We start from the raw sequence: 19,258 nt of genomic DNA, 5'->3' as shown, positions 1-19,258 counted from the left end.
GGGCGAACACGCCCGTAGTGCCGTCGAGCATCGAATACCAGCTGAGCAGGACGACGCCGTCAGAAGCACGTCCGGCTCCGTCTCGAAGCCAGGTCGCCGGGATCGGTGCGTTCGAGTCGTCCGGAGCGTGTGGGACGAGCGCGCCCCGCATCCCATGCAGGCATGGGATGCGGGGCGAGGTCGGCGAGAGAGGTGTAGCCCTCCGGACAGGCGCTTGGTCCTGCACGTATGCAGCGTTCGGAGTGACCGGGCACGGTCTTGCCGAGTATGGCGTTCACGGGCTCCTCCTTGGTTCAGCGGTTGGCAGGGGGTGTAGGGGCCTGTGACGCGGGAGAGTGGCCGCACCACGGGCGCCGGGCGTGCTCATGGCCAGGCCAGTTCCGATCGAACGGCGGGCGGGAGAACGCCGGCCTGGCCGTCCTCCGCGATGTAGACCGCGCCCGGGTGTCCCTCGGTAAGCGCCACGACCTCGCCGATGCGGTGGGCGTAAGGCCAGTCGGGGTTGATCGCGAGGTAGACCGGCAGGTCGTGATCGAGGGTCTCCAACTGGTGGCGCAGTTGACCGACCGTCAGGGCATGGGGCATGAACGAATACCTCCGATGGTGTGTTGGGTCAGGGATGAGTGACCGGTGGTGTCCTTGTGCTCGACGCGCAGATGCTGCTGGCGGTGTGGTGGAGTTCCTATGCTGGAGTGACGTGGTACGGGCGGGCCCGCGAGGCAATGAGCGGGACGTCACATGCAGTCGCATCGGCGGCTGGGATAGGCGATGAGCGCGGCTAGGAACCCTGGTGACGGCCTGGGTCGGGATGTCGTGGCCGAAGGTGGTGCTCCAGGCGCGGCGCCTGTCGGCGCCGTGGACGTCACGAGGAATCCTTCCTTGACCTGTGGTTTCCGCGGTGTCCGTATATTGACTTGGACTCGGAGCGTCATTCCAGTCCGTGGGAGGGGTTTCTGTCTGCCGCAGGCGAACTTGCCGGGTGGAAGAGCAGATGGACTTCTCATGGAGGAATGAAGCGGTCGCCCCGCGGACTGACCCTCGGGACGACCAATGTCGGAGGGGCGCAACACACGTGGACGCAGACGAGCAGCGCCGGTTCGGCGAGAGCGCCGACGATCTAAACGCGGCCTCCGTGGGACGAGCCCGCGCGGCTGACGGAGGGCGGATCGAGCTGACAGTCGACGAGCTGGCCCAGGTCCTCGATCGGCCTCAGCCTCCGGTGCCGCCGACGGGGAACGTGCGCGGGGGACGAGTGACGGACGTTCCGCACGGTGCGGTGGGGTACGAACGCCCGCGCACAGCCGCGACGGGTTGTGGCGGGCGCCGTTGTGGGCGGGGCTTCTGTGACTGAGCGTGCTGCTCACCGGGTCCGCGAGGGATGGGAGAGCGCGACGATGTGGGCTGGCACGCGCGGCTGCGGCTCAGGCGGGTGCGAAAACAGCCCCGTCACTGCGGGAGCGGAGGCAGTGCGCTGCCGGGCTGCCCGAGCCCGACTCGTCTCGGCCGACCACTGGTTGGCCGTCGCCGCGACGTCGGCTGACCGGATGCGGCGGCCGAAATCGTGCAGCTCGACGTATACCGGAGCCAGACTCCGCCCGGTTTGGGTGAGGGTGTAGGCAAAGTGCTGGCCTGGGCCGAGTCGGGTGACGAGACCGTCCTCGAGGACCTGCCGCATGCGGTAGTGGAAGGACCCGGTCGCCAGGTGGGTGGTCTGGCGCAGGTCGGTCGGCCGCAGCGGACCGTTCTGCTCCAGTGCGGTGAGCACCTCGATGGTGCCTTTGCCGCGTAGCCGGGCCAGCGCGTCCTCGACTCGGTCGGCCCGCTTCCGCGACGTAGCGCCCACCTCGAAGTGCCGCGCGTGCCAGGAAGCGAGGGCGCGGTGGGCGGGACGTGCGTCCTGGCCGAGGGGCGAGGCTGTGTAGCAGCCGCGATCAGGCTTGGTGAGCAGCCCGCTGGACTGCATGCGCATCAGAACCTGGCGGGTGGTGGTCGCGTTCAGCCACGGCATGGTGGCTGTCAGTTGGTGCGCCCGCATGGGCCCGTGCTCGTGGAGCGTCTCCAGCGTCCATGAGGTCCACCGTGGAGCGAGGACCCCGACAGCGTGGCAGATCCGGTCCGTGTCGGACGTAGGGATGGTCGGGTGCAGCATGGTGTTTCTCCCGAAGTTCAGCGCCGAGGGCGGGCTGCCGTACGAGTAAGTGCCTCGGTGCCGGCACGGGCCGGGGCGACGGGCGTCGCGTTCGGCTGTGGTCGGGCATGGGCGGTGCGGATGCGGGCGGCGTGGGCCCACCCCGCGCCGTGGTGGCTGTGCGCGGCCCGGTGAACGGCGGCGGTGACGGCAGCCCTCCTCGCGTCCAACGGGGTGGGCACTCGCGAGACCGATGGCGTCTCGTCCTTCGTGAGTTCGAGCTGGACGAGATGCTCGACGTCCTGGTGGAGCATGTGCCTCTCCCGCACGACGGGGGCGGGATCGCTCATGGCAGCGGCGGTGGCCGCGATAAGGTGACTCGGGGTATCTGCGGTGAAGTGCGCCTCCGCGCGGCTGGCCCAGCCCGGCGGGCCTGCCCACAGCGTCACGGTCTCGTCGTCCCGGCCGTAGCTGCGGGTATCGATCAAGGCTCCCGCCTGATGGTCGGGCGCGAGGAGTTCAACCGTGCCACGCTCGGCCGCACCGCGTTCCCACCCGGTATCCAGCAGGGGTTCGACACTGTCGGCCCAGTACACCGATGGCCGTGCCAGGAAGCGGTCGCCGTTCGGGCCCCAGTCGTGTGCCAGAGCGGTGGTGAGCCCCGCGACGATCTCGGGCGGAAAGGTGTGATCGAAGGTTGCTTCCCATCGGGGCGCCGAGACCCCGTCCACGGCGGCGGTGATCTTCCACAGGATGTAGTCGTCGCCGTACCAGCCGATGCGGATCCGGTGGTCCGGTGAGGTGACCATCAGCTGGCACGGGCCATTGTCAAAGGAGTGATGAGGCCAGTGGTTGACAGGGGCGAAGCCGGGATCGCCGACGTAGCTGGATCCGGCGAGGTAACGCGGGGTTACGTAGTAGTCGCACCAGTGCTCGTCGACTGGCTCGTCAGACATGAGAAATGTTCCTCTTCGGATGTGTCGGTCAGCGCACACGTCGAGGGCGCTGCGAGGGCGCGCCGTTCTCCGGCGCCGGTGTCGCCGCTTCGGAGCGGGGGCGTCCGGAGTGGGCGGAGCGAGCCCGTGCGGCGTGGGCCCGAAGGACGTGCGGGGTGGCATCCATGCGCTGGCGTTCGCGTTCCAGGCGGTGGGCGGCGGTGCGGTAAGCGGCGTGGTCCTGCCGTTCCCCCACGGTCAGCAGGTAGATCTCCCGTTTGTGTTGGGAGGAAGCGGGGGCATCTCGGTACTGGATGACCATCCTCCAGCGGGTTTGGGGGTCGACGTAGACCTTGTGGCAGTCCGCGAGTTCCCTCTTGAGCGCGGCACCGCGCTCGTTGCCGTGCACCAAGTGCTGCAACTCCAACAACGCCAGGTCTCGAATGCTCTCCGGAACATTCCGCAAGTCGGCGAGCGCCTCGGGGTGGGCGGCGAAGGCGTACCGGGCACTCACGCGCGCCCGCCCCTCGTACGGGCCCCGCCCGGAGCGGGCGCTGGTGCTGTCTCCGGCGCGTCCGGACTCGGGCTGGGCGTGACAGCGGTGATGCTCCGACCCCGCGCAGCAGCGGCCAGGCGCCCGAGCGCTCCTGGCAGCTCGGGGGCGAGCGGCAGCGGCGTATCTCGCGTGTTGAGCCACTCGTCAGCGGCTTCAGCAGTGGGGAAGGCACCTTCGCGCACGGTGTAGGTCTCGAACGACGGGCCGGTCTCTTCGAGGAACAGCCGGTAGGGCTTTTCCATCGCGTCGGGATGGGCGTCGTACAGAAGGATGCTGACCGCTACACCCCCCTGGAAGGTGCCGGGGTTGTGGGTGTACTGGTCCAGCAGCGTGTACCTGCCCTCTGCGTTGTAGCGCAGCTGGTCCTCTAGCCGGGCGGTCAACGCGTCGGCCGGACGCGGACCCACAGAGCGATCCGGCTCAATTCCCTCGGGCGGACACCCGCGGGTGATGAGCCAGTTCTGTGCGAGCGGGACGGTGGGCTGGCGGCTGACCTCGAAGGTGAAAGTTCGCTCGTCCAGGTCGCGCTCGATGTGCATGCCGATGTACTCGGCGGTGCCAGGAACGTCCCACACGGCAGCGCCGTCGTAAAACAGCAGGAAGCTCTCCCGCCCATTGACGGTATGGTGCGCGGCCAGGCCCGCGTACATGTCGTCGCACAGTGTCACGGTTTCGAAATCGTCCTGGACACGGTCGGAGGCTGCCTCGAAGCCGTCGATGCGGTAGTCAGGAGCAGCCACGTCAGCCTTCGTCGTCGGCAGGCTCGGGGGCGGACAGGAGACGGTGGTTCGGCCGCGTGGAACTGGTCGTGCAGGCACCAAACGGGCCATCAGGCGCGCGTAGCTGGAGCAGGGCGGGGTCGAGGTGGTCGCGGTGCCACATCGAAGGACCACCGAGGCCGGCCTCGGCGTCCGTGTACTGCTGCCAGGCCAGCCACAGTCCGTGCAGGCGGGCCACGGCCTCAGGGTGCTCGATCCATCGCTGACACCAGGGGCGGCTGGAGGTGATCTCACGCCCGTACACGGGCAGCAACAGGTCGTGCACCCAGGTGGCGAGCGCGGACAACTCCTGGGCGTACGTGCGGCCTTCGAGCGCAAGAATGAACGGTGAGGACAGCCCCTCGGAGTCGTCCGCAGTGCTTGGCGCTGAGGTGGCTTCTGGGCCGACCCCGTTCTCCTCCCCGCCCTTCTGGGCGGGCTGCTCGTCGGTGAGCCGGTCGAGGGTCTCGGCTTGCCTCCGGCTCTGGGCTACGAGCGCGCCGACCGTGGCGACCACGTCGTCCAGGTTGTGGTCCGGTATCCGCACCGGCTCGCTCTCGTCAGCGGACTCCGACATCGATGCCCCTCCTTATTCGGGTAGTTGGGGGCGTCGACGATCCGGAGAAACAGCGGTTTGGTCCGGCCGGGAAGCAAGGTATAGAAGGAGCCGTCCCCGGTATAGGCGGTGGGGACGGCTCGGGCGGGGCGAGGATGCGTAATGTCTGGGTGGCCTGTTGCGGGACGACGCCGTTGCCCAGCGCTGTCAGCTGGGCGGGCGGTCGAGCCCCTGTCTGGCGGCCGGTCACCCCCACCATCGCTTAGCCTCGCTGTTTCGCTTGGGTGCGGCAGCTGTTGCGGCGGAAACGCGAAAGTGCCTTCCTGACCTGGGACGATGAACCTTGCTGAGGGGTTCTGTCGGTCCAGGCGGAGGGCACTTTCTACGTGCAGGGTATCGGGTTGCGTCCCAAGATCCATGTCAGCGCCGATGGTTCGGGGGTGGTCGGTCATGTCGGGGCACGGCTGCTGGCGGATCTCGCCGATGCCACCGGGTTGACCGCCGCATACTCCGCCGCGCTCAGTGCGTGACGCTGTCGGGGATCTTGAAAATCGGAGTCGTTCAGCGTGGTCAACGTGCTGGTGACGCGATGCGTTTCCCCTGATCAGAGCTTCGCAATTAGGCTGGCGAGCCCCTGAGGGCCGCAGCGATGCATTGGTGACCGTTAGGCGAACGCTTCGTTCGTGTCGGCCGTTGTCCACGTGACTGGAGTGGCTGACGTGTCGATGGCGTGCACTCGTTCGTGGTGGCCGTGCCGGGAATCTCGGGTTCGGAGATGTGTGCGGGTGGGACGGTTGGCGTCCCGCGATTCCGGAGGACCCGAGATGTGTGTTCGCCCCCGTACCGGCTGCGTGATTCCCGAGCTGACGGTGCGAGTCGCTCGTGCGAGCAACCCCAGGGGCACCACGGCTATGGCCATCCGTGACCATCTCAACGGCCTGTGGAGCGACGAGGACTTCGAGGAGTGGTATCCGCGGGACGGCAAGCCGGGCCTGTCACCTGCCCAGTTGGCGACTGTGTCGGTCCTGCAGTTCCTGCTGGAGCTGTCCGACCGGCAGGCCGCCGAGTCGGTGCGGAACCGCATCGACTTCAAATATGCGATGGGCATGGAGCTGGAGGACCCCGGCTTCCACCACAGCGTTCTCGCGGACTTCCGTGAGCGCCTGGCCGAGGAGGGCCGGGCCGACAAGCTGCTGGACCTCGCGCTGGAGAAGATCAGGGCCGTCGGGCTGGTCCGGGAACGCGGCCTACAGCGCACCGACTCCACCCACGTCCTGGCCGCGGTGCGGGACCTGACCCGCCTGGAACTGGTCACCGAGGCGATGCGCGCCACCCTGGAGGAACTCGCCCGCCGGGCGCCGCACGAGCTGGTCGGTCTGGTGACAGAGGACTGGGGCAAGCGCTACGGCCGCGCGGCCCGACTGGGGAAGAACCCCTCCAAGCCCAAGACCCGGATCAAGGACACCGGCGAGGACGTCCGTCTGCTCCTGCGCTACGTCCACCGCTACCTGCCCGCCCTCCGCGACGGTGAGCAGGTCCAGGCTCTTCGCCAGATCTTCGTGCAGAACTACTTCATCGACGCCCAGGACCGCCCGAAGTGGCGGGAGGCAGAGGGCGCCGGCCTGCCACCCTCGGCCGTCGCCATCGTCTCGCCCTACGACGTGAGTGCCCGCTACGCGCGCCGCGGCGAGACCCGCTGGAAGGGCTTCCTGGCGCACGTCACCGAGACCTGTGACCCCGATGCTCCGAGCGTGATCACCGACGTGACCACCACCAAGGCCGCCGTCCACGACACCAAGGCCCTTCCCGGCATCATGGCCAGCCTCGATCAAAGGAACCTGCTGTCGAAGGAGCACTTCGTCGATGGCGGCTACCTCTCCGTCGCGCTCAAGCAGCGGGTTGCCCGCGAGCACGGTGTCGGCCTGGTCGGACCGGTCCGGGCCAAGAGCACCCGGCAGTCCCGCAAGGGCACCGTGTTCCACCGCGACGCCTTCGCCATCGACTGGGATGCCAAAGAGGTGAGCTGTCCGCAGGACAAGGTGAGCCGCCGGTGGTCGACACCGCCGTCCCTCGCGCCCTACATCAATGTCGAGTTCTCCCCGGACGACTGCCGCCAGTGCCCGGTGAAGGCCGCCTGCACGCGCACCGACGCCCGGAAGGTCACCTTCCTGCCGCGCGAGCTCTACGACATCCAGTCCGAGTCCCGGACCGAGCAGCAGACCCAGGAATGGCTCTCGCGCTACTCACTGCGGGCCGCCATCGAGAGCACGATCAGCGAGTTCGTCAACGGCCACGGCATGCGCCAGTGCCGCTACCGCAGCGAAGAGAAGGCCCACGTCCAGCACGTTCTGACCGCCATCGCGGTCAACCTCGAACGCATCGCCGTCCACCTGCTGCCGACATCCGCCCGGCAGCCCCGGAACCCAACCGCTCTCCAGGGCTTCCTCGACTGGCAGCACATCCCCCGGCCCCGGTCCTGGCGCGTCGCCACCCACCCCGCAGGCTGAGGTGAACGTCTTCAAGGTGGCGACCACCACCTTGCCCGAGACCGGTCCGGAAACCGACCTCCGAGTCCAACCCTGGCACAGCACCCCGCGGGGACCGTCCCGTCAGCTCGATGATCTACCAAAAAGGCGCTCGACCAAGATCCCCGACAGCGTCAGGCACTGAAGGTGTTCACCCAGCGCGTCGAACAGCACCGCAACGAGCAGCGGCGCCGCCAGCAGCAGCTGGACCAGCCCGCCGACCAGGCCACGCCCTCCAGTCAGCCGCCGACGGCCTGACCCCGGCCTCACCCTCGGCGCGGCCCTCCTCTGCGCTCGGACCGCGCGGGCACCGGCGGCGCGCCGGTCGGGCCCCGCCTCCCGCGTCCCCAGGGGAGGAAGAGGGTCAGCGCGGCCAGGACTTGGCCCAGGCCGGGAAGGATGTGCTGTAAGTCCTCGGGCCGCGCCTTCGCCACCACCGCCCGCGCGACGATGGCGACCACGGTGAGCAGCACGACGATGACCGCGAGCGCGGCGAGCAGAACGTAGGCGGGCATGGCAGAAGCAAGATCCATCACGGAGACCTCCACAGATACGGAAAGCCCCGGCGGCTGCCGGGGCTTTCGAACACGGGACAAACAGGGATGGGGGAGACAAAGAGGCCCCCACCTCTGCATGCCGGGGGCAGGAGCCTTCGTGCGGTAGATCCGGCCGGAAAGGGGCCACCCCGAGCTGGCCGAGGAAACCTGCGCTGATCGACATCTGAGCCCCCGGCGCCCGAGTTACCAGCACAGCGGGCTCAGTAGTCCTCATCGCAATCCGGTTCGTTACGCGCAGCCGCGTCTGCGGCTCGCTCATCGAACCCGGACAGCCCGGACAGCGCTGTCGCGCTCTCCGGATCCCGCTCTGCGGCAGCGTCGATCCGCTCCGCAGCTTCCCTGTCCATCGGCGTTGAACTCATATTCCCGTCAGGGCTGATCACGCACCAGGGCTTATGAATAAGCGCTCATACTTTACCGTGGCGTCAGCCGCATGGGCGGTCCTTGCCCGCGAAGTCAGGGTCGAAGGGCTCGAACGTGGCGTCATCGAGACTCATGTTGAAGGTGCTTCCGGACCGGGGGTCCCAGAGCCAGATGCGGTCGGCGTCGGGACCGAACGTGAGCACTGGGTAGGTGAGGGGCACGGTGCCCCCGTAGGAGGCACCGGGAAAGCCGCGTTCGGGGTGGGCCACGTGTGTGACGGGCTGGACACAGACCAGGACAGGGCGCAGGCCGTAGTAGGGCGGAGGCTCATGGAGGTGCACTGCGGCGTTCCGGGCCTCCACGAAGGCGCCTTCGTGAAGGTAAGACAGCATCACGGTGAGGGCTATGCCGACGATGAGTCCCTCACCCACTGCGCCGGCGGCCTTCGCCAGATCCCAGGCATCGGGATTCGCATGGAACCGCCGGTTCCAGCCATACGCCGCGACCCTGAGCGCCACGCAGTAGAGCATCGCGCCCACCAGCAAGGCTCCTGCCCACAGGCGGTCGAGCGTGCCCGCGTGCACCGAATCGGACGGTATGCCGAACGAGCCTATGTAGCGGTCCTGAACCAGCCCGCCGCCCCAGGTCACGAGCGGCAGCAGGAGAGGCGAAGCCAAAGGCAGGGCCCACAGGGTGGTCCGCCGCGCAGGGGAATCTCGCAGCGCGTAGCGGAGACCCCAGATCAACCAGGGCAGACCGAACAGCATGGTGATGAACCATCCAGTGAGCTGCCAGCCGGTGTGCGCGATGGCTGCCAAGACAACGGCCAAAAAGGCCACCGCGTTTCCGATGTTGACCGAAAGGACGTTGCCCCTAACTGCGATGGACGGCTCGTCGGCGGGATGGAGGTCAACGTCGGAGGCGTGCACATGGCCGGCCAACTCCCGGGCGCGCAGGTCGGCGAGCGCGCCTGCCCGGCCACGGGGCTCGACCGTCCGGACTACCCGACCGGGCTGTGGGACACCGACAGCGGGGCTCACCCGCCAAGCCGTGTACCGCTCCGGTTCGTGCTCCAGGAGAACGGCATCCCGAGCCCACATGTTCAGCGAGGCCGCCACCGCGAGCCGGTCGACCAGGCCGAGTGCCCGCTCGACAGCACCCTCCCGCGCCCCGGTCAGCCGGACCTCCACCACGCGAGCGACACGCTCGGGCGGGCAGCCGACCCGTTCGGGTTCCTCCGCAGGACGCGCCGGCCACCCGCGGTGGTCGAACAGCTCCTCGGCTAGAGCTATCTCGTTAGGGTCGTCGGCGATCTCGAGGAGGATCACCACGCGACGGTCGAACGGCAGGCCGGAGCCGGCCTGTAAGCCGCTTCTCGCGGTGGATTGGGCGTTGTCCCCGGTAGGCGACTGCATAGCGCCCACCTTGGAGGAAGAAAACTGGCTACGGCAAGCTCGTCTGCATCTTTGCCCTGATGACTAATGCGGCTACCGGCTGCGTACCCGCCTAGGGCGTCGGTGTGTTCGATCGTCATCGCGGCGCTAAGCGCTTGACCTGGGTTTGGTTCAGAAACACGTTCTCAGACCACTTCGGCCGCGCGGGACCGGACATCACCCCGGCCGGGTCGCCACCGACCTGGGGGTGATGCTCGCCGACGGCGGTGAGGCCATTGCGGACCTGGCCGTGCTACGGGACCAGGCAGCAGTCTTCGGCCCTGTCGCCTCGGCACCGACGGCCTGGCGGCTGCTCGCCGACGTCGACGAGACCGCCCTCGCCTGGCTGTCCTCTGCTCGCGCCCAGGCCCGGGAAGTCGCCTGGCTGCAGGCCGCCGAACATGGTGAGGGCATACCCGCAGTCCGCACCGCGGGGCGCTTGCTGCCCGGTCTGGTCCTGGACCTCGATGCCACGCTGATCGCCTGCCACTCAGAGAAAGCGCAGGCCGCACCCACCTACAAGGGCGGATTCGGGTTCCACCCGCTGCTGTGCTTCCTCGCTAACACCGGCGAGGCACTGTCCGGCCGGCTGCGGCCCGGGAATGCCGGTGCCAACACCGCGAGCGACCACATCACGGTGCTCGACCAGGCGCTCGGGCAGATCCCCGACGCCCACCGGCACGGCACCGACATCCTCATCCGCACCGACGGCGCCGGTTCGGCAAAAGCCTTCCTCGCTCACGTCCGCGACCTGCGCAAACGAGGAATCCGTACCTTCTTCTCGGTCGGATACGCCATCACCGAGCCGGTCCGACGCGCTGTCCGAGCCATGCCGGACCGACTCTGGCATCCTGCCCTGGACCAGGACGGGACAGTGCGCGCCGGGGCCGAGGTCGCCGAACTGACTGGCATAGTCGACCTGGACGGCTATCCGGTCGGCACCCGCGTCATCGTGCGCCGGGAGAGGCCGCACCCAGGAGCCCAGTTGTCCCTGTTTGACCAGGGAGGTTCGTCACCGCGGCCATGCACGCGTCGAGGACCACATCCGGTGCGGTAAGACCACCGGCTTCGGCCACTTCCCCTCCCGCGACTTCAATATCAACGCCGCCTGGCTCGAACTCAGCCTTGCAGCGATCGACCTGCTGGCCTGGATGCGTGTCCTGCTGCTGGACGGTGAACTCGCCTCTTCCGAGCCGAAGAAGCTCCGCTACCGGCTGCTGCACGTCGCCGCACGCCTTACCCGCGGCGGTCGGCGTCTGCGCTTGCGGATATCGGCGACCTGGCCCTGGAGACACGAACTCGCCACAGCATTCCATCGCCTCGCCGCACTGCCCCGTCCCGTCGGCTGATCGGCAGCCCCTGCCCGCCCACGACCCGAAAGACCTTGGAGAACCCGGCCACCGCGCTGGGACTCCGTCATGCCCGAGCAGCGAAAACACTCGCCCACCCAACAGCAGACACGATCAGCGACGTCCCACCACCCCAACCGAAACAGCGAGGTTAGGGCTCCCCTCCACGCACCGTGGGTTGAGAGGGTGCCGGCCTCGTCGGTCGCCAGCAGTGCCGAGGGGTGAGCCTCTTCCATTGGATGATCGCCTCGCCGTACCGTCCCCAATCTCCGGCGAGCCTCGGTCGGCATCGAGCCGTCGGTTGTGCTCCGGGCTGTGATCGCATACGGGCGGGAGGTGCGACAGCGCGAGTTCCCGGCCTGAAATGAGAAACACAACCATTCGCACGAGCGTCAGCACTGTTTCTCCGCCCCTCCCGTCGTCATCTGTCAAATAGCCGATCTCCGACGGCAGCACTTCCCGGCCAATAGTCACTTCAGGACAACCGCCCAAAGTCCCGCTATGGCTAATTCGTTACGGAAGGAGGGTTCGCTCCACCGGCATTGCCCTGCGGCTTCTGCCTGCCCGCCGGGCTCGGAGTCACGCGATCTGGGGTTGGACTGACCTGTTCCGCGTGCTTGGTAACTACTCATTCCTGTATGTAGCAAATACTTTCGATTGCGGTGTTCTTCGCTGACCTAGACCTTGATATGTCGACTATGCCGCTGACTCCTGCATGCGCTACGTCGCAGGAGAAATGATCGTGGGGGATGCATTGGAAATCACGCAGCTGGCCAGCGTGGGAGCCGCCGCTCTCGTCACTGAAATGGCCAAAAACACCTGGGATTCTGTGCGCGACGCTGTGGCCCAGTTCTTCAGAAGGGGTGGCGAGGGAACCGCCGAGCAGGAGCTGCGTCTGATCGACGCGGCGCGTCAGCGGCTGGTGGAGAGCACGGAGAGCGAGCGCGGTCCGGTCGAAGAGCGGCTGCGCAACGACCTCATGATCCAGCTGGCGGCATTCCTGCAGAAGCATCCGGATGCGGCCGCGGAGCTGCAAGAGCTGGCGGACCGGGTCCAGCGGGCGGACGGCGCCTCCGACGTACGCATGAGCGCGCACAACAACACCAACAGTCAGGTCGTCATCGCGGGCGGCGCTATCAGCGCCTCCGGTGGCTTCCACTACCGGACCCCGGAGGCAGGTCGGTGAGCGAAGAGACTGCTCCCGGCGCCGTTCCGCCCGCGCCATCCGTTCCTCCCACCGTCCCGCCCGCGCCGCCGACTTTCCCACTCGTCCCGACTGCGCCGCCCGGCCCCTGGATGAACGCGAGCGGCAACCAGAATTCGAAGATCATCATGGCCGCGGGCCCTGTCACTATGACGAGCAAGCCGCAGCTGCCCGTCGCCGACATCCCCAAGGCGGAGCTCGGCGTTGTACGCCTGGCATGGGTAGACCTGGACCGACGTAACGAGAGAGTACGGACAGCCGGCAAGGCCATCGACCGTCTCACCGGGGACGGGCCTGCGCTCGCGGTCGTCGCCGGTCCGGCCGGGTACGGGAAGCGCACAGCAGGGATCAGGGCGCTGTGGGAAGTTTCCAGACCGGAGGAGCACGCCGGTGATCAACTGAGGCTTCAGGAGATCCGGCCGGACTGGGGTGACCCCCGTTCCCCGGACACCTCGGAGCTGCCCGATGATCCGCACACCGGCTATCTGTTGGACGTGGCCGCAGAGATCGGCTCGTGGCAGAGCCCGGCGAAGGTCGCCGAGCAGCTGGTGCGTTACGCCGAAGACCTGCGTCATCTGGGCTCATTCCTCGTCGTGATCGCAGACGAGTACGGCTGGCCTGAGGCAGTCTCCGGAACCCTGGCCCGTGTCGTCGCCCGCGCGACGACACGCCCGTCCCCGCATCTCGTGGCCAAGAGGCACCTGGAATACGTGCACGGCCAGCCGGACCGGGTCCGGTGGCTCTCCACAGTCCCTTCGGAATCGGAAGGGATCGGTGTCGCTTCCCATCTGCTGACCGACGGCAGTCATCCCGCCGACGCGGCGCGGCTGGCCGCTGTGCTCGCCGACGCAGACGACTCGCCGGAGAGCCTCAAGACCGCGCTCGGCACGTTCCAGCAGTGGCATTCAGATGTGCTGAAGGTCTTCAACAAGACCGAGGACAATCCGGATGACCGAGCCCTGCTCATCTCGGCTCTGTTCCTCAACAACAAGGACGCGCTGACCATCCAGGACGGCTCTCGGGCCCTATTGGGCGAGCCGCAGGAGACGAGCGTACGGAAGATCCTGACCGGTCCCGACCTGACCACCCGACTCGAGAATATGGGTGCCAAGGTGACCGGGCGAACCGTCACCCTCGATCACAAGCCTGGATACACCGGCTCAGTGCTACTCCGCCTGTGGCAGCAGCGCGCCGACATCCACCCGCACCTGCTGAAGTGGCTCGACACCATCACCGCGCCCAAGGAACCGGGCGCGGACCGCCTGGCCGCCATCAGCGATCTCCTGGTCGAACTGGCCGTCGCGGAGAACGACATCCGGGTCATCAAGCAGATCCACGCCTGGATCGACAACGGAGACAACAGCGCCGAACACCGCAGACTGATCGCCCGGGTCCTCACGGTCGCCGCCGAGGCGGACCCGTTGGGCGCGGAGGTCCGATCGCTGCTGCTGGACTCGGCGCAGGACACATCGGAGGCGGTCGCGACAGTGGTCGCCCTGGTCTGTCAGGGCGACTTCGCCGAGCACTATCCGCGCCAGGCACTCGTCCGGCTGCGCCACATCCTCGACCGGCCGGAGCCCGACGAGGCCGTCCGGACGGCGCGGGCGGCGCTGAGGGACATCGCCGCCCGCGAAGGCCAACTGCCGCGGGTGTGGAGCACGGTCATCAAATGGGCCACCGAAAAAAAGCACTTAGCAGGACACCGGGCGTTCGTTTCCCTACTGGATCCCCGCGTCGACCCTTACGTCCTGCAGGTCATGCTCGCCGCGGCCGAGCAGAAGCAGGACGTCAAGAACGCACTCGTGCAGGGTTGGAGCGTCGCACTGACGGACACCCGTGTCGACGCTGAGTGCCGGGAACTACTGGCTGCCTGGGCCCAGGCACGACAGGAGAATCAGGTACCGCACGACCTGGTGACGGAGATCCTCAACCAGGTCGTTGTGGAACACCTGTACTCCACTCCGATCTCGGCACTCATCTTCGGCGAACCCGGCGTCGCCAACGACGAAGCCGTCATCGAACTGCGTAAGGACCTCAGGTTGCCTGCTGCATTGTCGTCCGTGCGGTTCGATCACGAACGCACTACCGCGGAGTCGTGATCCATGGCCGCCACATGGTGGTCGCGCCGCCGCACACGCAGAGCTGTACGGCGCGGCCTGTCCCGTTTCGAAGTCCGGCTGCGCAGCGCCTCCCCCGGGATCGGCTTCACCGCCCGGATCACCGCCAGGGTCCTCACCGAGCCGCCTTACCCGGGTACCGACGAGGAGATCGTGACCGCCGTGCGCACCGCTTTGAGACGAGCGGCCGCCGAGGCATCCACGACGTGCGACCCAGCCGACCTGGCCTCAGCACGAGACGTCTGCGGTCAGCATCTCGGCCGACTGCGCCGGCTGCCGACCGACCCGCCCCTCGAGTTCCACGCCAAGCTCACGCTCGATCTGCTGCCAGACGACCGGGCCGCCGTAGCCGCCCTGCTCACCGCCCAGCGCCGACAGGCCGTGACAGATGTCCTGCGCCGGCAGAAGACCGAAGCGCTCGCAGCGGAACTGGCCCACCCCGCAGCCCTGCTGGTGCGGTGGGTCGAACACGACGGTGCCGACTTGGCCAAGCTCTCCACCCTCGTCGAGCACGCGGGGAACGTCGCGGAGGTGTTTGCCCAGTACCGTCCCGACGACGAACGGACCGTCGAGCACGAGGCCGTCGAAGTGCTGCGCGAGTTCCTTGGCAGCTTCCCGGACCCCGCCCAGAAACGCATGCTGTACACCCTCCTGGCTGCGGGCATGGACGGTGCACAGCGACCGCAACATGCCGCAAAAGCACAGGCGCTGCTCGACGGGCATCCCGTGGCGGATCCGGCGGGTGAGTCATGAGGAGCTCGGCGGGCACCAGTCCCGTACGAGAGAGCACGGTGCGCCAGTGAACACGTCCATGCTGCGATGTCTGCTGTCGCCTTTGACCAGCTGGCGGGCGTGGCGTCTCGCGCGGGCCAGCGGGGGCAATCTCTCGTTCGACACGGCCTGGCGGCGTACCCGGTTGGAGCGCCACCCCGATGAGATGCCCTATCAGCAGCACGGACACATCCCAGGGGACAGCGGGGTCGACGACGTCGCAGAGTGGCGGAGATGAGGCCTGCCACGCTTCGTGGTACGTCAGTCCCCGGCGTTCGTGACCTCGCCGTCACCCTGAACCGAAAGCCTCAGTAGTGGCGGCCACGGTGAGGCGTGAAAAGTGGAGGCGGCACAGCGCCCCCCCACAGATCGGCAGAGGGTCACGAAGGGCCCCTCCGAAGGAGCTGGAGGGGTGAGGTGGATGGTGGCGTAGTCGTGCTTGGCGGTGTTTTGGTTTCCGTGCGGAGTGCGGGACTGCGGGCCCGGGCGGCGGCAGCATGGGTCGGAGGCGGCGCGGGCGAGGATTTCGGGGCCTTGTCCGGTTCTGGGCCGCCAATCGCGGTGGCACGGCGTCGGCGGGCTTGATCGAGTGGAGTGAGAGCGGAGAAAGCCTGGCTGATGAGTTGGCCGGCAGCGAGCGCGTCGTTCTCGGCCAGATCGCGGATCTGCCGGGCAGAGGCGGCGGCGGTGCGCAGGAGGGAGGCGTCGAGGACCTGTTCGCCGAAGTGGCCGGCTGATCCCCCGGCAGTTGTGTCGCACAGGCGGCGGACGCGGTCGGGCTCCAGCGTGCCATCGGCGAACACGCCTCGGCGCTGGCACTCCCACAGCACGGTGAGCTGGTCGACCGGCTCGCCCCGGTGGTGCAGTGCGCCCAGCGCGCCGTAGATCTGGCGGTGCCCGGGATCGGCGAAGTCCTCGGGGCGCAGCCAGTGGACTACTTCTCCCAGCTGCTGCGGCTGTGTGGTGAGCATTCCGAGGAGAAACTCCTCCTCGGCAAGTACCTGTTCTTTTGCCCGGCCCGGCGCAGGGGCGGACGCAGGGGAGGGCGTTCCGGGTGGAGCGGGGCGGGGTTCGGTGCCCCAGCGTCGGGCGAGCTCGGTGAGCACGTCGGCCAAGACCTGGGCGTGATGGAGGGTCTCTTCGACGCCCGCGCCGCGGGCGGCGTGGTGCAGGCGGACGGCGTGCTGGGTGACGCTGCGGTGGATGGCGCCTTCCAGCACCATCCGCCCGTAGACCGGCGCGTGCGCCGGGCGCGGGCAGGCGGAGGGCAGCGAGTGCACGTACGCGGCGGTCACGCCGCGCGTGTGCTCACTTGCTTTGTCCCTTGTGTCGTTGACCCAGGTCAGCGGGACCGGCACGTCCGCCGGCGCGGTCGTCGCGGGGTGGCCGCTGGCGTGTAGGTCGAGCATCGCCCCGTACAGGGCGGCGTGCGCGGGACGGTAGAAGTGCTCGGGCCGGAGCCACCCGGCCAGGTGGCCGAGCTGGCGCGGCTCCAGCAGCACCGCGCCCAGGACGGCCTGCTCGGCCTGTAGCAGCGGTGTCACCGCAGCTCTCGGACCATTCCAGCGACGGCGCGGTGCGCCGCCGCCAGGTCGGCGGCGTGGCGGTCCAGATGGCGGGCGAGCGCGGGATCCGCAGGGACGGCACCGCTGTGGGCGACGAGCCACCAGCGATCTGCACTGCGGACGGCGGGGGAGTCGGCAAACCGGCCAGCGGCCCGCAGGGGGAACAAGGACGGGGCAGATGGGGACACGAGACGCCTCGGAGTGATGAAAGTGGCGGGCCGGCGTGAGAGCTGACGATGTGTCTCGCTCGGATGTGGAGCAGGGAGCGGAAGATCATGCGGCCGGTCCATACTGGTCGCGGCCGGACGGGGCCTTGGCGAGGGCCCGCTCGGTGATGGCGGCAGTCGCTTTCTTGGAGGCCGCGCCGAGCCGGTCGGCATCTGGCTCGCGGTACCAGGGCTTCAAGTTGAGTAGCGCGGGCCGGATCCCGGTGGCCAATAGCAACGCCGACCCCTTGGGCAGGGCCCGGATCGCATCGGCGGGCAACACCCGCTCCTGCCGCATGGAGACGGAGGAGGACTTGCCGGACGCGCTGGTAGAGACCGAGAGAGTCTGCACCTCGTGGTCTCCGGCGAGGCGGGAGAGCTTGTCGGCGAAGTCGGCGTCGTCGATGCCGCTGCCGATGAGTTTGATCGTCGCTGCGCTCCACAGGGCGTCCATACCGGTCTCGCCCCACACCCGCTGGCCCTGTCGGTAGGACTGCAGGATCGTGATCGGGATGACCCCGCGCGAGCCCAGGTGGGAGTACAGGTCCGGCAGGTCCTGGATCTTGCACACGTTGGCGGCCTCATCCAGGATCGCCAGCATGGGCGGGTCGAGGCGTCCGCCGTCGCGCTCGGCCTGGAGGACGGCCGCGCGCATCACCGCGTCGGCGGCGGCGGCGATGATCGCCGAGGCAGAGCCGCCGCCGTCCTTGGAGAGCAGGAAGAGCGTGTCGCGGGAGGTGGCGAACGTCTCTGGCCGGAACTCTCGCAGCGGCGAGTCGGGCGGGGGCGGGGTGACCCAGTCGGCGATACGTGGGTCCAGCAGACAGCTCGCGTATTGCCTCGCCGTCTCGAAGATCCCGTCCCGTGTTTCGACGGCTCCGGCGACGGTGCCGTGCAACTGGGCGGCGACGGCATCGAGGCCGGCATCGGTCAGAAGATCGATCGGTGTGCGGTCGGCCGGAGAGGCGAGCCAGGCCGTCACCTCGGTCACGGGGCATGCGCCCTGCGCGGCGGCCAGAAAGAGTGCCGTGAGTGTGTTGGCGGCGGCGGTGGACCAGAAGTCCCCGGCGCTGGACTCGTCGACAGAGGCGGCGACGAAGTGCTGAGCCAGGCGTCGGGCCCCGGCAAGGTCGCGGGCATCGGCGAGGATGTCCCACCATATGGTCTGCTCGGCGTGCGCAATCTGTTGTGGATCCAGCGTCCACACCCTCCCGGCCTTCGCTCGTTCGTCGAGGGTCGCGGTGTAGGCGTCGTTCGCTGCTTTGTTGGAGGTCAGCAGCACCGGCCCCGGTGCGCGCAGGATCGCCGGGATCGCGAGTCCGCTGGTCTTGCCCGAGCGCGGTGCCATGATCGCCAGCAGGACGTCCTCCCAGGAGGACCGGACCTCCGTCGTGCCGGGTTTGAGGGTGCCGAGGAGCACGCCGCGGTCGTCCGGCGGGACGTCGTTGGGGTGGGCCTCGTTGAGGCTGGAGCGCAGGCCGGTGGCCTTCGCCGCTGCCTTCTTCGGCAGCAGATCGCCCAGGTCCCGCTGGTTGGCAAGTGAGCCCGGCTTCGGGCGCAAGCGCAGCCACAGCTTCGTGCCGAGGGCGGTTGCTGTGACCAGGAGCAGCGCCGGGATGCCGTAGCAGCCGACGAGCAGAGCAGCATGGGGGAGATGCGGCCAGAGCTGGTGGGGGTGGGAGAGGGACTGCGTCGGCTTGAACGCAGCCCATGGACCGGAGCCGAAAGCGGCATTGGCGAGGTTGCCGAAGAGCCAGGCCAGTGAGCCGCCGCTGATGCCGAGGGAGGCGAGGCCGAGCAGGAGAGAGAGCAGGACGTCAGTGCCGGTGGTGGTCGAGGGCGTCCTGGTGCGTGTGTCAGGCAAGACGGATTCCGGGAACGTGCGAGGGTGAGCGAGAAAGCGTGGTGAAGGAGCGGAGCTCTGCGGGTGGTCACGGGCGGCTCCTGGCGAGTGCGGTGAGCGTGGGGCGTAGGGCGTGGGAGGTGCCTGACAGGCGGCGTTGCGCCTGTGGCGGGTGGCGTGACAGGGGCTCCGGCGCTAGAAGTGAGGGTTCTCACTGGTGCGGTCGGTCTCGTGGGGAGCATCAAGAAGCTCGGGCCGCCGAGCCAGCGGGTGTGGTTGGCACGTTGGTCGGCGGCGCGGCTGGAGAGGTCGACGCCGGCGCTGTGGTCGCAGACATGGTTGATGGCCCAGGTCTTCTGCACGGGCATCGCAAGCTCTCTTCCGGTGCCAGG

The 19,258-nt window shown here is 68.4% G+C and carries 14 protein-coding genes and 2 pseudogenes; 6 read left to right on the top strand and 10 right to left on the bottom strand.

Going from position 1 to position 19,258, the window contains the following annotated elements; all coding sequences use genetic code 11:
* Nucleotides 1-363 precede the first annotated feature (363 nt).
* The 6 genes from J8403_RS06835 to J8403_RS06810 all read right to left on the bottom strand — a co-directional run bounded on the left by J8403_RS06835 (nucleotide 364) and on the right by J8403_RS06810 (nucleotide 4,954).
* Nucleotides 364-585 carry a hypothetical protein gene (locus J8403_RS06835; RefSeq protein ID WP_211122357.1) on the bottom strand — a complete coding sequence of 74 codons (222 nt, stop codon included), beginning with the start codon at nucleotides 583-585 and terminating at the stop codon, nucleotides 364-366.
* 775 nt (nucleotides 586-1,360) lie between these two features.
* Nucleotides 1,361-2,149 carry a winged helix-turn-helix transcriptional regulator gene (locus J8403_RS06830; RefSeq protein ID WP_211122356.1) on the bottom strand — a complete coding sequence of 263 codons (789 nt, stop codon included), beginning with the start codon at nucleotides 2,147-2,149 and terminating at the stop codon, nucleotides 1,361-1,363.
* Nucleotides 2,150-2,166: 17 nt separating this feature from the next.
* Nucleotides 2,167-3,084: an SPDY domain-containing protein gene (locus tag J8403_RS06825; RefSeq protein WP_211122355.1), complete on the bottom strand. Its 918-nt coding sequence runs from the start codon at nucleotides 3,082-3,084 to the stop codon at nucleotides 2,167-2,169.
* 28 nt (nucleotides 3,085-3,112) lie between these two features.
* Nucleotides 3,113-3,577 (bottom strand): hypothetical protein, encoded by a 465-nt coding sequence (locus J8403_RS06820; RefSeq protein WP_211122354.1) that lies wholly within the window; start codon nucleotides 3,575-3,577, stop codon nucleotides 3,113-3,115.
* The gene (locus tag J8403_RS06815) at nucleotides 3,574-4,359 is read right to left on the bottom strand and encodes a hypothetical protein (RefSeq protein WP_211122353.1); all 786 of its coding nucleotides are present in this window, start codon (nucleotides 4,357-4,359) and stop codon (nucleotides 3,574-3,576) included. The genes J8403_RS06820 and J8403_RS06815 overlap by 4 nt, the downstream gene beginning before the upstream one ends.
* Nucleotide 4,360: 1 nt before the next feature.
* Nucleotides 4,361-4,954 carry a DUF4913 domain-containing protein gene (locus J8403_RS06810; RefSeq protein ID WP_211122352.1) on the bottom strand — a complete coding sequence of 198 codons (594 nt, stop codon included), beginning with the start codon at nucleotides 4,952-4,954 and terminating at the stop codon, nucleotides 4,361-4,363.
* A gap of 335 nt (nucleotides 4,955-5,289) precedes the next feature.
* Between J8403_RS06810 and J8403_RS43245 the strand changes: the two are divergent.
* Nucleotides 5,290-5,457: pseudogene (locus J8403_RS43245) on the top strand (IS1380 family transposase); the annotation flags it as partial.
* Between the two features lie 300 nt (nucleotides 5,458-5,757).
* A complete protein-coding gene (locus J8403_RS06805) occupies nucleotides 5,758-7,440 on the top strand; it encodes an IS1182 family transposase (protein WP_211122351.1) in 1,683 nt (560 codons plus the stop codon).
* A gap of 284 nt (nucleotides 7,441-7,724) precedes the next feature.
* Here J8403_RS06805 and J8403_RS06800 read toward each other — a convergent pair whose 3' ends face one another.
* Together J8403_RS06800 and J8403_RS06795 are read right to left on the bottom strand one after the other, a co-directional pair.
* Nucleotides 7,725-7,991, bottom strand: coding sequence for a hypothetical protein (locus tag J8403_RS06800; protein ID WP_211122350.1), 267 nt, complete (start codon nucleotides 7,989-7,991; stop codon nucleotides 7,725-7,727).
* Nucleotides 7,992-8,440: 449 nt separating this feature from the next.
* Nucleotides 8,441-9,793 (bottom strand): hypothetical protein, encoded by a 1,353-nt coding sequence (locus J8403_RS06795; protein WP_211122349.1) that lies wholly within the window; start codon nucleotides 9,791-9,793, stop codon nucleotides 8,441-8,443.
* A gap of 130 nt (nucleotides 9,794-9,923) precedes the next feature.
* Here J8403_RS06795 and J8403_RS06790 point away from each other — a divergent pair.
* The 4 genes and pseudogenes from J8403_RS06790 to J8403_RS06770 all read left to right on the top strand — a co-directional run.
* Nucleotides 9,924-11,160: pseudogene (locus J8403_RS06790) on the top strand (IS1380 family transposase); the annotation flags it as partial.
* A gap of 715 nt (nucleotides 11,161-11,875) precedes the next feature.
* A complete protein-coding gene (locus tag J8403_RS06780; RefSeq protein ID WP_211122346.1) occupies nucleotides 11,876-12,346 on the top strand; it encodes a hypothetical protein in 471 nt (156 codons plus the stop codon).
* Nucleotides 12,343-14,463 (top strand): hypothetical protein, encoded by a 2,121-nt coding sequence (locus J8403_RS06775; RefSeq protein WP_211122345.1) that lies wholly within the window; start codon nucleotides 12,343-12,345, stop codon nucleotides 14,461-14,463. Before J8403_RS06780 ends, J8403_RS06775 begins: the two co-directional genes overlap by 4 nt.
* A 3-nt stretch (nucleotides 14,464-14,466) precedes the next feature.
* Nucleotides 14,467-15,234 carry a hypothetical protein gene (locus J8403_RS06770; protein ID WP_211122344.1) on the top strand — a complete coding sequence of 256 codons (768 nt, stop codon included), beginning with the start codon at nucleotides 14,467-14,469 and terminating at the stop codon, nucleotides 15,232-15,234.
* Between the two features lie 398 nt (nucleotides 15,235-15,632).
* On the opposite strand, the gene J8403_RS06765 is transcribed toward J8403_RS06770, so the two are convergent.
* Both J8403_RS06765 and J8403_RS06760 read right to left on the bottom strand, forming a co-directional pair.
* Nucleotides 15,633-16,796 carry a DnaB-like helicase N-terminal domain-containing protein gene (locus J8403_RS06765; RefSeq protein ID WP_211122343.1) on the bottom strand — a complete coding sequence of 388 codons (1,164 nt, stop codon included), beginning with the start codon at nucleotides 16,794-16,796 and terminating at the stop codon, nucleotides 15,633-15,635.
* A 294-nt stretch (nucleotides 16,797-17,090) separates the two neighbouring features.
* The gene (locus J8403_RS06760; RefSeq protein WP_211122342.1) at nucleotides 17,091-18,887 is read right to left on the bottom strand and encodes a type IV secretory system conjugative DNA transfer family protein; all 1,797 of its coding nucleotides are present in this window, start codon (nucleotides 18,885-18,887) and stop codon (nucleotides 17,091-17,093) included.
* Between the last annotated feature and the right edge of the window lie 371 nt (nucleotides 18,888-19,258).

The organism is Streptomyces yatensis, assembly GCF_018069625.1.
Classification (GTDB): Bacteria; Actinomycetota; Actinomycetes; order Streptomycetales; family Streptomycetaceae; genus Streptomyces; species Streptomyces yatensis.
Note: the sequence above shows the minus strand (reverse complement) of the source record. Positions and strands in the feature narration are given on the sequence as shown.

Coding starts and splice junctions, on each gene's coding strand:
- J8403_RS06780 (WP_211122346.1), top strand. CDS start 11,876: ATGCGCTACGTCGCAGGAGAAATGATCGTGGGGGATGCATTGGAAATC.
- J8403_RS06770 (WP_211122344.1), top strand. CDS start 14,467: ATGGCCGCCACATGGTGGTCGCGCCGCCGCACACGCAGAGCTGTACGG.
- J8403_RS06800 (WP_211122350.1), bottom strand. CDS start 7,991: ATGGATCTTGCTTCTGCCATGCCCGCCTACGTTCTGCTCGCCGCGCTC.
- J8403_RS06810 (WP_211122352.1), bottom strand. CDS start 4,954: ATGTCGGAGTCCGCTGACGAGAGCGAGCCGGTGCGGATACCGGACCAC.
- J8403_RS06835 (WP_211122357.1), bottom strand. CDS start 585: ATGCCCCATGCCCTGACGGTCGGTCAACTGCGCCACCAGTTGGAGACC.
- J8403_RS06805 (WP_211122351.1), top strand. CDS start 5,758: ATGTGTGTTCGCCCCCGTACCGGCTGCGTGATTCCCGAGCTGACGGTG.
- J8403_RS06825 (WP_211122355.1), bottom strand. CDS start 3,084: ATGTCTGACGAGCCAGTCGACGAGCACTGGTGCGACTACTACGTAACC.
- J8403_RS06795 (WP_211122349.1), bottom strand. CDS start 9,793: ATGCAGTCGCCTACCGGGGACAACGCCCAATCCACCGCGAGAAGCGGC.
- J8403_RS06830 (WP_211122356.1), bottom strand. CDS start 2,149: ATGCTGCACCCGACCATCCCTACGTCCGACACGGACCGGATCTGCCAC.